Origin of the sequence: Pseudohongiella sp., assembly GCF_040877505.1 — a bacterium.
In the GTDB taxonomy this organism is placed as follows: Bacteria; Pseudomonadota; Gammaproteobacteria; order Pseudomonadales; family Pseudohongiellaceae; genus Pseudohongiella.
The window spans coordinates 270,982-284,000 of sequence record NZ_JBBDNQ010000024.1; the positions used below are offsets into that span (position 1 = coordinate 270,982).

Sequence of the window (13,019 nt, forward strand, 5' to 3'; positions counted from 1 at the left end):
TATGTCGTGTGATTAGCGCTTCAGAGTGCGGCAAATGCCTTCCCGGCAGCTGCCAGCGTCGTATCGATTTCGCTCTCGCCATGAGCAGCGGACACGAATCCGGCCTCGAAAGCCGACGGTGCCAGGTACACATTGTTGTCCAGCATCAAGTGGAAATATTTGCGGAACTGCTCAACGTTGCAGGCCATGACCTGATCAAAGCGAGTGACCTTCTCTTCACTGGAAAAGAAGCAGCCAAACATGCCGCCCACCTGATTCGTGGTAAAGGGAATGCCGGCTGCTTTGGCGCGATCGCTCAGGCCGGCGAGCATGGCTTCGGTGGTTGCGCCGAGATCCTCGTAAAAGCCGGGTTTCTGGATTTCCCGCAGCATGGCCTGGCCTGCAGCCACTGCCAGCGGGCTGCCAGACAGGGTGCCTGCCTGGTAAACGCCGCCCTGGGGTGCGATGCAGTCCATGATGTCCTTGCGGCCGCCAAAGGCCCCTACTGGCAGACCACCGCCAATGACTTTGCCAAGAGCCGTCAGATCGGGCGTGATGCCGTAGACTGATTGCGCCCCGCCCAGTGCCACCCTGAAGCCGGTCATCACCTCATCAAATATCAACACGCTGCCGTGTTCGGTGCACAGCTCCCGCATCGTTTCCAGGAAGCCCGGCACGGGCGGTACCATATTCATGTTGCCGGCAATGGGTTCAACAATGATGCAGGCGATCTCATCGCCGTGCTCTCTGAACAATGCCTGCATGGCGGCAATATCGTTGTAAGGCAGAACATACGTCAGGTCAGTATATGCTTTGGGTACGCCCAGCGAGTCAGGTTCACCCAGTGTCAGAGCACCGGACCCGGCCTTGACCAGCAGACCATCAACGTGGCCGTGGTAGCACCCTTCGAATTTGACGACCTTATCGCGTCGTGTGTAACCGCGTGCCAGGCGGATCGCGCTCATGGTGGCTTCAGTACCTGAAGTGACCAGCCGTACCCGCTCTATCGATGGCACCAGTTTGCAGATTGTGCGCGCGATCTCGACCTCGGCAGCGGTGGAAGCCCCATAGCCCAGCCCGCGACTCAATTGCTCCTGCAGTGCACCAATGACCGCTGGATGACAATGCCCGAGGATCAATGGCCCCCAGGCGCCGACATAGTCGACGTAGCGGTTGTTGTCCTCATCAATCAGCCAGGCACCTTCGCCGTGATTGAAGAACAGAGGTGTGCCGCCGACGCCACGGAATGCCCTGACCGGTGAATTGACGCCTCCCGGGATGTATTGCTGGGCCTCATCAAAAAGTGCGGCGGAACGGACAGTCGGGTGGTGATTGTCAGATGTAACCTGGGACATAAGTACCTCTTGTATCAATAAAACTATTTAAAACAGATTGTTAAGTTCTCGAGCCCGCGCCTGAATATCCTGCGCGGCAAACAGATAATTGATGACGGCCAGCATGTCCGCGCCGGCGTCGATCAACGACCGGCCATTTTCTGCGGTGATGCCACCGATGGCGACTATAGGCAGCGTGGTTTGCTGGCGAATCACGCGCAAGTTTTCTATGCTGGCGGCCGGTGCATCCGGCTTGGTCTGTGACGGGAAAAAACGTCCCAGCGCGATATAACTGGCCCCATGACGCTCCGCCATAGCCACCAGTGCCGGTTCATCGTGACAACTGATGCCGATGATGGCCCCCGGCCCGAGCCGGTAGCGCGCATCCGCCAGGGCAGTATCAGACTGGCCCAAATGCACGCCATCTGCGTCTATCGCCTGGCAAAGGTCAATATCATCATTGATAATCAGACTTGCCTGGTAGCGTCGGCACAGCGCTTTCAGGGCAGCTGCCTGGGTTACCCGGTCGCGAAATTCGCCGGTTTTGCGACGGTACTGTAATACCCGCACACCGCCTGTCAGTGCCTGCTCAGCGGCCGTGAGTAACGTCGCATCCGTCAACAGGTGTTCGTCGGTAATGGCATATACGCCTGATGCTGCAAACTGGTCTGACAATCGGACTCCTGCTGTGGCGATGATTAAAACCTTGGTGGCCAAAATGTGTGATAACTGTTGCTGCGTTATTCTAACAGAGCAGCATGGGCCGCGGACAAACCTGGTGCAAATGGGCTTACTGACAGTTCACAGAACAAGCCTATCCGGATCGCCGATCAGGCAAGATCTGGCCTTGACCGGCGCTCCAGCCTCGCTGCAGCGCCTGCCAGGTAAATGTCTGAGCGCTTGCCGCCGCTTTTGGCATGGGATAACCCTTGGCCAGTCCTGCGGCCAGCGCCGCTGCCAGCGTGCAGCCGGAGCCGTGATAGCTGCCAGGCAGTCTTGGCCAGGACCAGCTCTCGGGCGGCGTGCTGCGGCCGAACAACGTGTTGGTGACATCTCTGGTGTCGGCATGGGTGCCGGTCAGCAGAACATGCTGGCAACCGGAGTCCATCAAGGCAGCAGCGGCGAGTTCGGGGCTGGCAAAACCCGGACTCAGTGTCTTTAATTCGTCGGTGTTTGGCGTGAGGACGGTAACTCCGGGTATGATGAGCCTGCGATAGGCCTCAACCAGCGCTTCGCCGCTGAAACTGAAACCGCCGCCCGCCTTCAGGACCGGATCCGCTACCACCGGGATGGATGGCTGGTCAGTAATCACTTCGGCAATCAGTGCCAGAACTTCGAGGCTATCGATTAATCCGATTTTGATGGCAAGTACCGGGATATCGGCCAGAATGGCGTCAATCTGCCTGCGCAGGGTATCAGCGGAAACCGCCTGCGTGCGGATGACGTTGCGGGTGTCCTGTACAGTCAGTGAGGTGACCACCGGCAGGCAGTGGCACCCGTTGGCGAACAGCGTTTCTATGTCAGCCTGAATGCCGGCACCACCGGTGGGGTCGAGACCGGACAGGCATAACACAGCAGGTTTGATGCCCACGGCATCTGACTGCGGATGGCTCAAAATGGTTTCACAACCACAAGAATGACGATGGCAATCAGGGCCAGTACCGGCGCTTCATTGAAGTAGCGGAAAAATACATGGCTGTGGGTGTTGCGATCCTCCCTAAAACGCACCATGAACCACCAGCAACTGATGTGGTACACAACGACCAGTGCGACCAGGGTCAATTTGGCATGCAACCAGCCCTGGGACAGATAGAAGCCGGGTGCTGACGCGACCAGCCAGGTTCCAAACACAACCGTGGCGATGGCGGCGGGTGTGCTGATGCCCCAGTACAGTTTTCGCTCCATGATGACAAACCTGTCTTTGCTGGTCTGGTCGTCGCTCATGGCATGATAGACAAACAGACGCGGCAGGTAAAAAATGCCTGCAAACCAGCTGATGACGGCAATAATATGGAATGCTTCGATCCAGGCCATGGGTATCCCGCTATGATTGGACATTAACAAACGCTGATTATGACGCCAGCATTCGATCACGTATAGCAAAAGGCCGCAAAAAGGCGGTCTGTGTTGATGCATCTCAGGTATCAGGCCCAAGAGTCTGACCCGGACGCTGGAATCAGGTGTTAGAATCAGGTTGCAGAATCAGGTGCTACAATACCTTACATAATTTGTCAGACATACGCAGGAGAATACCGTGATTAAAGCAGGAATAGTCGGAGCCACAGGATATACGGGCGTAGAATTGCTGCGCCTGCTGGCATTGCATGACGCCGTCAGTATTGAGGTGGTGACATCGCGGGAGCTGGATGGCACGGCTGTATCCTCCCTGTTTCCGAACTTGCGCGGCTACGTAGATCTGGCTTTTACTGCCCCGGATGAAGATGCGCTGGCTGCCTGTGACGTGGTGTTTTATGCGACCCCGCATACAGTCGCCATGAAAACTGCGGCCGCTCTGATGGCGCGTGGTGTGCGCGTTATCGACCTGTCGGCTGATTTCAGGTTGAAAGATCAGGCAGAGTGGGAGCAATGGTATAAAGAGGCGCATGAAAGCCCTGAATTAATCGCCAAAGCCGTTTATGGCCTGCCCGAAGTGAATCGGGACCGGATTCGCGATGCGCAATTGGTAGCGGTGCCGGGGTGTTATCCAACCGCGGTGCAACTGGGTTTTCTGCCATTGCTGGAAAATGCGCTGGTCGATCCTTCGCACCTGATTGCCGATGCCAAGTCCGGCGTCAGCGGTGCCGGTCGCAAGGCGGCTGTCGGCAGCCTGTTATGTGAATCGTCGGAGTCGATGAATGCGTATGGTGTGGCAGGACACAGGCATCTGCCGGAAATTTCACAGGGCCTGCGTGCGGCTGCCGGTCGGGATGTGGGCCTGACCTTCATACCTCACCTGACCCCTATGATACGGGGTATCCATGCCACCCTGTACTCGTCGCCGGTCACAGACGTCAGTGCGGCACAACTGCAGTCATTGTTCGAGGATCGCTACCGGGCGGAGCCATTTGTTGATGTCATGCCAATGGGTTCGCAGCCTGCTACGCGTAATGTCAAAGGTTCCAACCGATGCCAGCTTGCTGTGCATTATCTGGAACGTAGCAACAATATTGTTGTCTTATCAGTGATCGACAACCTTGTTAAAGGTGCTTCCGGGCAGGCGGTGCAGAACATGAATATCATGTTCGGCCTGAACGAGACGGCCGGCCTGAACACCATTTCGTTACTACTGTAAGTACCCATTATGCCAGGTGCGGTTAAAGGCAGCAGACAACACCGAATGACTGTGGTGCCACATCGCCCGTGGCAGCGTGCGGCCGTCTGGCTGTCGGGTCTGTTGCTGATCGTCATCCTGGTATTGATGGCGTATCGCACGGGGTTTGATCGCGGTGCCGGGACTCTTGCCGAACTTAACCTGGCACACTCTCAGGGATTGTCCGACGTCCAACGCTCCTCCAGGCAACTTGCGGAACTGCGTGCGGCGTTGTCGGTGGCGGAACGAAATCAGGAAGTTGATGAGCAGGCCAATGCCCAGGCTCAGGCCTCCATTGCCGCGTTACGTAACAAGGTGGCATCGCTTGAGCGGGATGTTGCGCTGTACAGGCAAGTTATGGCGCTTGACCTTGACGCAGCAGATGCAGCGCTGACGCTGCAGTCATGGCAATTGCTTGATACAGAGCTGCCTGATCACTACCGGTACCGGCTGGTTCTGGCCTACACTGGTGCCAATGGTGCTGAATTGACCGGAAAACTCAGTATCGCAGTTACCGGCGTATCAGAACTGGGTGATTTGCAGGGGCCTGAAGGTATGGTTGAGCAGACCGTGAGGCTTGTTGAGCCGGTGAGCATACGCTACCTTCAGGTGCTGGAAGGGGATGTGGTGATCCCATCCGGTTTTGTCGCCAAACATGTTAAGCTCGACTTCAACGCTGGCTCGTCGTCAACTGTAATGTTTAGCGAGCGTATGCCATGGCAGCCCGAGGGGGATAATTGATGTTCGGATCGCAAAACAAAGCGCGCAAGAACAGGGTGATGGCGCATACCTTGATATCAGCCGCTACCGAGCTTGATGGCGACCTGAAATTTGATGGCGAACTGATTGTCGAAGGTCGAGTCACCGGCAATATCAGTGCTGCAGAGGATTCCGACGCCGTACTTCGGGTCGCAGAGCAGGGTGTCATAGAGGGCGAAATCAACGTGCCCAATGTCGTTGTAAACGGCACGGTGACAGGTGATATACATGCCTGCAAACATATTGAGCTGGCCGCCAAGGCTCTCATTTCCGGAGATGTGCACTATCAACTGCTTGAAATGGTGATGGGCGCGCGGGTGAACGGCAGTTTGTTGTGTAATAGCGAGCAAAGCCAGCCCAGGAAAGCACTGACCTATCAACATGAGCCTGTCACTGGCAGCGAACCGGAGTCACCCCGTCAGGGACGAGGCGATCCGGCCGAGAGCCACTAGAAGTTGGCGTTAACACTTACCCAGAAGTTTCTTGCCTTGTCCTTGTTGTTGTAGTGATCGGTGAACGAGGGCGTGTAGGTGCCGTCTGTCTCCTGGAAGAAGGTGGTATCGAAAGCCGTAAAATCCTCGTCCAGCAGATTGTTGATGCGTGCACTCAGGGTAATGTTTTCATTAAAGTGATACTGCGCGCCCAGGTGTAATACTTCGTAGGGTTTGTAATATATGAAATCGCCGTTGGCGTCAGTTCCCCGGAAGCGATCTGATCGTGACTCCATGGTGAGCTGAACGCTCACTGCAGTAGTAGCCATCCAGTCGAGGGTGGCATTGGCCATGTTTTCTGCCGTGTTTGTCAGCGGCTGGCCAGCAGACGGACCGGTGAGCTGTTCGCTGTCCGTCCAGGTGTAGTTTGCGCGCAGTGACAGGCGGTCGAGTATCTGGTATCGCCCGACAACTTCCACACCCTGTATTTGTGCTTCGTCGATGTTGACCTTTTGCGAATAGCTGGTGTAGTTCAACGACTCGTAGGAGCCAAGATTGGCGCAGGGACGAACACCGCCTGTCTGCGCACAGCTCAAACTGGTTTCGCCGCGGTTAATCTTGTCTTCAAAATCATTAACAAAATAAGTGATGTTGAAGTTGTGGCGATTGGCCAGCGACGTCCAATACAGCGCGACCTCCTTGTTGACACTGGTTTCCGGCTCCAGATCCGGGTTGCCCACGAAGGGGGAGGTACCCTGACCGCCGAAACCGGTGATGCCGTCATACAGGTCGGTGGTTTTCGGTGTCTTGTAACCTGTGCTTATGCCGCCCTTGGTGGTCCAGCTGTCGCTGATGGTATACACGGCATATGCGCGCGGGCTCAGACGGTTACCAAAGACTTCATGGTCGTCGTGACGCAGACCCAGCGTAAAAGTCAGTGGTTCGATGGGAGTCCAGTTGTCTTCCACAAACAGGGAGAACATATTGTGTTCCTGAACAACGCCGGCCCCATCCTGCCCGCCTTCCATGCCAAAAACGCCGTCGTCCAGTTCGCCGTCAATCAACTGGCCACCAAACACAAAATGGTGCTGGCCAACAAAACCGGCGACAGGAACCTCCATCCTTGCATCCAGCGTATATTGTTTGCTGTCCAGGTTGCGTGCCGGTCGTGGCAGGAAGGTGGATTGTGCCAGACTGCGGCGTTCGTCCTCGCTAAGTCCCGCGAACTCGCCGGTAGCGTCCCACATGTCCTGGAGCTGCAGGCGTTCAGCCACTGTCAGGGGCAATGTGCGGCCTTCGTTTGTGGTATCGACATGAGCAAGAGAAATCAGGCTTCTGCCAAAACCCCAGTCTGCGTCATGGGTAATGGACCACTGGTCGCGATTGAATAACTGTTCCGCCGCGTAACCGGCGCGGGGATTGACCCGCCCGCCCCGTACTGCCCAGATTGACTCGATATTGTCTACTGTGCCCACCGGGTAGGAGAGCGTGCCCAGATTGTTCACAAATGGTGTGTTGTCGTACTCCTGCTCAGACACATCGTAGTCCAGCGCCACATGCTGTGTCGCGGTGGGGTTCCAGTTAAGCGTGAAACCGACAGAATTGTTGATGTTGTCCACAGTCTTGCCGCCGCCGCCGAAACCGAGAGAACGTTCGTGGGGGTTTTCGGCAGGGTCGTAAATAATTTCGTAATCCGGTTGTGACGCATCGCGTTCATAGCGGGAAGCTCGCAGCGCCAGACTGAGTTTGTCCTCATAGAGTGGGCCAAAAAGCGCCAGATCATAGGTTGTGTCGGTGCCAAAATTGTCGTTTTCCTGAAAACTTCTCCCCACTGTGACAGAGCCACTCCAGCGGTCAGCGGATTTCCGGGTGATAATATTGATGACCCCGCCCAGTGCATCAGCGCCGTACAGTGTTGATGCCGGTCCGCGAATGACTTCAATGCGTTCGATGGCTTCCAAAGGCGGGACGTGATTGAATTGATTACCGCCAAAGTTGTTCGGATAAATGTCACCATGATTGTTCTGGCGCTTGCCGTCGATCAGGAGAAGGGTGTAGTCCGATCCCATACCTCTCATGCTGATTGAGCGTTGACCGGTCTTGTCTGAGGTCTCGCCGACATCCACTCCCTCAAGTTCGCGAACGGCGTCAATGAGCGTCATGTAGGGGCGTTGTTGCAACTCTGCGTTTGTGATGACACTGATACTGGCGGGCGCGTCGACGGGTTTCTGGCTGAGCCCCGATGCTGTGACAACGATTTCCTCGGCATCATTCTGTACAGCAGGCTGCGCAGTTGCACAGGTCGCGTGAAGGCCCAGCAGAGTGCTCACGATGGCAGTGAAGAGTGTGTTTGTGGTGAAGCCAGAGTTGCTGGCGAGTGGATTGCCGTAGTCAGACATGGTGGATAGTCCCTGAAAGTGATTGTTAGCGAATAATAATCGTTATCATTCGCATTATCAATAAACAATCGCACCGTCTGTCGACAATAGTTGACTAATTTACTGGGTTAAGACCATAATTCCTCCTGTTATCCCGGTTTCCGATTCTCGGGCACCCAACCCGCTTTCAAATAGTATTTCTATGTCCACAGTACAATCACACGACCCAGTCATCATCGCGCTTACTGATAATGCCGCTGACAAGGTGAAAACCCTGGTTGCGGAAGAAGGCAAACCTGGCCTCAAATTACGTGTCTTTGTCACGGGCGGGGGGTGTTCAGGTTTCCAGTACGGCTTCAGTTTTGATGAGGATGTTGCTGAAGACGATACAGTTGTAGATCACAAAGGCGCGACCCTGCTGGTTGATCCGCTGAGCTATCAGTATCTGGTCGGTGCCCGGGTGGATTATGTCGAGAACCTGGATGGCTCGCGATTTGTCGTGAATAACCCTATGGCCAGCACTACCTGTGGTTGCGGGTCGTCGTTCTCTATCTGAAAACATTTCGCCGGGTCTGAAATCGTTTCGCCGGGTCTGAGTCAGGCGAAATAAATGCCGCCCATGATCACCGGATGTCTGGCACCGGTCAGGTCCCGGCTGTCTACAGGCTGTCTGCGCAAAGCGCGATGGGCCAGCCAGCCAAACGTTACTGCCTCTACCCAGTCGGCAGCTAATCCGCAATCGTCACTTCTCAGTACCCGGGTATCTGGCAGCAGACTCTGCAGTCGCCCCAGCAGCGCAGTATTGTGTGCGCCGCCGCCACAAACAATCAGCTCGGTCGTGGGCGAACGATCCAGTGACCGGGCGATGGTCAGGGCTGTCAGCTCAAGCAAAGTCCGTTGTATATCGGCGGCGGGTACAGAGTGCGAGACTTCGGCTATTTTGTTTTGCAGCCAGGTCATGTTAAAAAGCTCCCGGCCGGTACTTTTAGGTGGCGGCACGCTGAAATACGGTTCGTCCAGCAGTGCCTGCAACAAGGCCTGATCCAGTTGCCCTGATGCTGCCCAGCGGCCCGAGTCGTCAAAGCGCATGCCGCGTTCCCGCTGAATCCAGCTGTCCATCAATACATTGCCCGGACCAGTATCAAAACCACGAGGTGTTGCCTCGCGAGAAGCACTTAGCATGGTAATGTTGGACATGCCCCCTATGTTCACTACACAGCGATGGCCAGTTGCTTTATAAAAAAAATGCTGATGAAAAAGTGGCGCAAGTGGCGCTCCCTGGCCACCCGCAGCCATGTCACGACGTCGAAAGTCACTGATCGTTGTGATGCCAGTGAGCTCGGCGATAATATTGGGATCACCTATCTGCATGCTGAAACGATAGTCGCCCAGCGGCTGATGGAAAATGGTTTGCCCGTGGCTGCCAATGGCTTCTATCTGACTGGCAGGCACACTGGCTTGTTTCAGCAGGTCATTGACTGTGTCCGCGAATGCGCGGCCAATGCGGTTGTCGACTGTTCCCAGTGCTTCCAGGCCGACGTTGGGTTTGTCACACAATGCCAATACGTCAGCGCGCAGGTCATCAGGGTATTTGCCGGAGCAGGTTGCCAGCAGTGTTGTTTTGCCGGGGGCGCACTCAATCAATGCGCAATCTATTGCGTCAACGCTGGTACCTGAGATAACGCCTATAAAATAGCCGGTATCAGACATGATGCATCACTCTGAGCCGGGAGCCTGGCTCGGTGTGTTGGTGTAGGTCAGCAGTCGCCCGTCGGGCTTTGTTTCGTTGAAACGTTTAAGAATGCGATTGGCGTGTTCCTGAAATCGCGGCATCTCTTTCGGGTCGAGGCTGATTGCCTGCGGTAATTCGTCGACAATGGTGCGCGGATCTTTATGTACGCCGCCGACCAGAAATTCGTAGTGCAGATGAGGGCCGGTTGCGCCGCCGGTGGAGCCTACATAACCGATGATCTGGCCTTGCTGTACACGGCTGCCCTTCCTGATGCCGCCGGCGTAGTCGTTAAGGTGTGCGTATTTGGTTTCGAAGCTGCCGTTATGCTGGATGACAACCAGCTTGCCGAAGGAGCCGTTGCGGGCTGCCCAGGTTACCGTGCCATCAGCGGTGGCGCGAATCGGCGTTCCGGTCGGTGCTGCGTAGTCAGTGCCCCGGTGGGCGCGGATGGTGTTCAGAATAGGGTGGCGGCGGTTGGGGTTAAAGTTAGAGCTGATACGAAACACATCCAGCGGGTTGCGCAAAAACGCTTTTTGCATGCTTTCCCCGTCTGGATTAAAGAAGCCAGCATCGCCCTGCGTATTCTCGTATCGCACGGCGGCATGCTCCCGGCCCTGATTGATAAACTGTGCCCCCAGTATCTCGCCGGTGCCGATAAACTCACCGTTCAGATATTTTTCTTCGTAGACAATACTGAACTGATCTCCAGATCGAGGGTCCATCAGAAAGTCGATTACGCCGCCGAAAATGTCAGCCATGCCCATGATGACGTTGGCCGGGATATCTGCCTGCTTTCCGGCCAGAAACAGACTGTCAGCAATGGATCCTTGCTTGACGACTTCCACGACATCCGGCGTCAGCTGAATAGGTTCGACCTGATAGAGCGCGTCCTGGCGGGTAAAAACAAAACCTTCAAGGGGTGACATGAACACCTGTAGCTGTTCCAGTTTGCCCGGTTCCGGAATATGAAAGCTGAGCTCGTATCCGGGGAACAGTCGATTCAGAATACCGGCTTCGTCCGAGCTGTTGATGATGCGATAAAGCTCCTGGGCAGGCAGGCCTACCTTGCCGAATATGGATGACAGGTTGTCACCGGGCTGGACTGTCAGAGAATGCCAGTTGGCCCTGCTGTCTGTCTGCTCGACAGTGACAGCAGGCCCGTTTGCTGGCAACGGGCCGACAACCGAATCGGGTTGCACCGCGCCGACCAGTGAATTTAGATCATCCGGGTTGTTGCTGGTGAGTGAGTCGTTTTGCCGAAGACGGTCTCCATGAACGGAGCCGTCAGGAACCATAACGGAGACGATGACCAATGCCAGCCCAAGGGCGCCGGCAAGCAAAAGATGGTTGCGTGGGTAGTATTTTCGAATGATATGTTGTGCTTTGGCTATCGAATCCATGGAGGCTATTTTTGTCTCTCTACGCGCATTACTGCTGATGCATCACGGGCGCTGATAAACGGCGCCGGTGAACGCACAAACGCCAATTCTTAAGGCTTTTGCGCCTCAGGTCAAGTCTTATTCCGGCTGATGGTGTAGAATCTGCGCTGAGTTTCAAGCGCGGATTACTAACGGATATATGTCATGGTGCAAAAAACAATAGATATATTGGCGGACCTCGAGGCAAGAGGTCTGGTCTCTCAAATGACTTCGGAGGATGAATTCCGGCCCCATTTGCTGGGAGGAAGCCGGACTATATATAGTGGCTTCGATCCGACTGCCGACAGTTTGCATATTGGCCACCTGGTGCCTTTGCTGGCATTGCGCCGATTTCAGCTTGCCGGGCACAAGCCCCTGGCGCTGGTCGGAGGCGCCACCGGCATGATCGGTGATCCCAGTTTCAAAGCGGCGGAGCGTCAGTTGAATTCTACTGATGTGATCGGTGGCTGGGTGGGCTCTCTTAAAGCACAGCTGAGTCGATTTCTGGATTTCGATTGCGGTGCAGCGTCTGCCGTCGTAGTAAATAATCTCGACTGGACGCGTGAGCTGAATGTGCTGAGTTTTCTTCGCGACGTCGGCAAGCATTTTTCCGTTAATGCGATGATTCAAAAGGAATCCGTCAAGCAGCGAATTGAGCGGGAGGGTTCGGGTATATCTTTTACCGAGTTCAGTTACATGATTTTGCAGTCATATGATTTTGCCGAGCTCTATCGGCGTCATGATTGCACAATTCAGATCGGTGGCAGTGATCAGTGGGGCAATATCACCGGCGGCATTGATCTTGCGCGGCGCATGCATCAAGGCCAGGTTTATGGGTTGACGCTGCCGTTGGTGACCAAGGCCGACGGTCAGAAGTTTGGTAAAACCGAAACCGGTACAGTGTGGCTGGATCCGGCCAAAACGTCACCGTATGCTTTTTTTCAGTTCTGGCTTAACGCGGCAGATGCTGATGTGTACAAGTTTCTGCGTTATTTCACCTTCCTGTCGCTCGCCGACATTGCAGAGATTGAGGCCGCTGATGCCGCCGCAACCGGCAAGCCATCGGCGCAGGGAGTGCTGGCGCGAGAGGTCACCGGGCTGGTTCATGGTGAAGAAGGTTTGCGTGCGGCTGAGCGCATCAGTGCAGCGCTGTTCTCCGGTGCGCTCGGCGATCTGACGGAATCGGACTTCGAGCAGTTGCGGCTGGACGGCCTGCCGGCCACTGAGGCTGCCGGCGACCATGTATCCATAATAGAGGCGTTGGTCAGCACGGGCCTGGCCGCATCAAATCGCGTGGCGCGGGAGTTTGTGTCCGCCGGCGCAGTGTCAGCCAATGGTGCAAAAGTAGTGGATGCTGACGCGATGCTGACAAAAGGCGAAGCCCTGTTCGGCAAATATATTGTGCTAAAGCGGGGTAAAAAGTTGTTTCACCTCTTGCGTTTTGCCTGATCCGCGTAAATGCCCAAAATTTATGACGACATGATGAAATTCTGCTTGCAGGTGAAATTTACTGTGGCATAATGCGCGCCCCTGACGAGATAACGCTCTGGTCAGGGGTCGGCAAAGTCGGTTTTTGCAGGGTTGTTTGTCAGACACAGTCTGCCAAAACATTTGCAAAAAAAGGCTTGCCAGATTGCTCGAAACGCGTATAATACGCGGCCTCTTAGCCACGAAGGCT

General features: G+C 55.3%; 12 protein-coding genes. 5 read left to right on the top strand and 7 right to left on the bottom strand.

Going from position 1 to position 13,019, the window contains the following annotated elements; translation table 11 throughout:
- Window positions 1-20: 20 nt before the first annotated feature.
- The 4 genes from hemL to hemJ all read right to left on the bottom strand — a co-directional run bounded on the left by hemL (window position 21) and on the right by hemJ (window position 3,353).
- Window positions 21-1,334 carry a glutamate-1-semialdehyde 2,1-aminomutase gene (gene hemL / locus WD071_RS09540; RefSeq protein WP_368048133.1) on the bottom strand — a complete coding sequence of 438 codons (1,314 nt, stop codon included), beginning with the start codon at window positions 1,332-1,334 and terminating at the stop codon, window positions 21-23.
- Between the two features lie 27 nt (window positions 1,335-1,361).
- On the bottom strand, window positions 1,362-1,988 hold the full coding sequence (thiE, locus tag WD071_RS09545) for a thiamine phosphate synthase (protein WP_368048134.1): 627 nt from the start codon (window positions 1,986-1,988) through the stop codon (window positions 1,362-1,364).
- Between the two features lie 139 nt (window positions 1,989-2,127).
- On the bottom strand, window positions 2,128-2,928 hold the full coding sequence (locus tag WD071_RS09550; protein WP_368048135.1) for a hydroxymethylpyrimidine/phosphomethylpyrimidine kinase: 801 nt from the start codon (window positions 2,926-2,928) through the stop codon (window positions 2,128-2,130).
- Window positions 2,925-3,353: a protoporphyrinogen oxidase HemJ gene (hemJ, locus tag WD071_RS09555; protein WP_368048150.1), complete on the bottom strand. Its 429-nt coding sequence runs from the start codon at window positions 3,351-3,353 to the stop codon at window positions 2,925-2,927. The genes WD071_RS09550 and hemJ overlap by 4 nt, the downstream gene beginning before the upstream one ends.
- Before the next feature lie 214 nt (window positions 3,354-3,567).
- On the opposite strand from hemJ, the gene argC reads away from it, so the two are divergent.
- The 3 genes from argC to WD071_RS09570 are packed head-to-tail and all read left to right on the top strand — an operon-like array spanning window position 3,568 to window position 5,834.
- Window positions 3,568-4,605, top strand: a complete 1,038-nt coding sequence (gene argC / locus WD071_RS09560) for an N-acetyl-gamma-glutamyl-phosphate reductase (RefSeq protein ID WP_368048136.1) — start codon at window positions 3,568-3,570, stop codon at window positions 4,603-4,605.
- A 45-nt stretch (window positions 4,606-4,650) separates the two neighbouring features.
- Window positions 4,651-5,364 carry a DUF6776 family protein gene (locus WD071_RS09565; RefSeq protein ID WP_368048137.1) on the top strand — a complete coding sequence of 238 codons (714 nt, stop codon included), beginning with the start codon at window positions 4,651-4,653 and terminating at the stop codon, window positions 5,362-5,364.
- Window positions 5,364-5,834 (top strand): polymer-forming cytoskeletal protein, encoded by a 471-nt coding sequence (locus WD071_RS09570; protein WP_368048138.1) that lies wholly within the window; start codon window positions 5,364-5,366, stop codon window positions 5,832-5,834. The genes WD071_RS09565 and WD071_RS09570 overlap by 1 nt, the downstream gene beginning before the upstream one ends.
- Here the strand turns inward: WD071_RS09570 and WD071_RS09575 are convergent.
- Window positions 5,831-8,212 carry a TonB-dependent receptor gene (locus WD071_RS09575; RefSeq protein ID WP_368048139.1) on the bottom strand — a complete coding sequence of 794 codons (2,382 nt, stop codon included), beginning with the start codon at window positions 8,210-8,212 and terminating at the stop codon, window positions 5,831-5,833. The two genes, WD071_RS09570 and WD071_RS09575, sit on opposite strands and share 4 nt — an antisense overlap.
- Window positions 8,213-8,393: 181 nt before the next feature.
- On the opposite strand from WD071_RS09575, the gene erpA reads away from it, so the two are divergent.
- Complete coding sequence (gene erpA, locus WD071_RS09580; RefSeq protein WP_368048140.1) at window positions 8,394-8,747, top strand: iron-sulfur cluster insertion protein ErpA; 354 nt, start codon at window positions 8,394-8,396, stop codon at window positions 8,745-8,747.
- Window positions 8,748-8,788: 41 nt separating this feature from the next.
- On the opposite strand, the gene WD071_RS09585 is transcribed toward erpA, so the two are convergent.
- Both WD071_RS09585 and WD071_RS09590 read right to left on the bottom strand, forming a co-directional pair.
- Window positions 8,789-9,901, bottom strand: coding sequence for an anhydro-N-acetylmuramic acid kinase (locus WD071_RS09585; protein WP_368048141.1), 1,113 nt, complete (start codon window positions 9,899-9,901; stop codon window positions 8,789-8,791).
- 6 nt (window positions 9,902-9,907) lie between these two features.
- The gene (locus WD071_RS09590; RefSeq protein ID WP_368048142.1) at window positions 9,908-11,323 is read right to left on the bottom strand and encodes a peptidoglycan DD-metalloendopeptidase family protein; all 1,416 of its coding nucleotides are present in this window, start codon (window positions 11,321-11,323) and stop codon (window positions 9,908-9,910) included.
- Window positions 11,324-11,506: 183 nt separating this feature from the next.
- Between WD071_RS09590 and tyrS the strand changes: the two genes are divergently transcribed.
- The gene (tyrS, locus tag WD071_RS09595) at window positions 11,507-12,790 is read left to right on the top strand and encodes a tyrosine--tRNA ligase (RefSeq protein ID WP_368048143.1); all 1,284 of its coding nucleotides are present in this window, start codon (window positions 11,507-11,509) and stop codon (window positions 12,788-12,790) included.
- Window positions 12,791-13,019 lie beyond the last annotated feature (229 nt).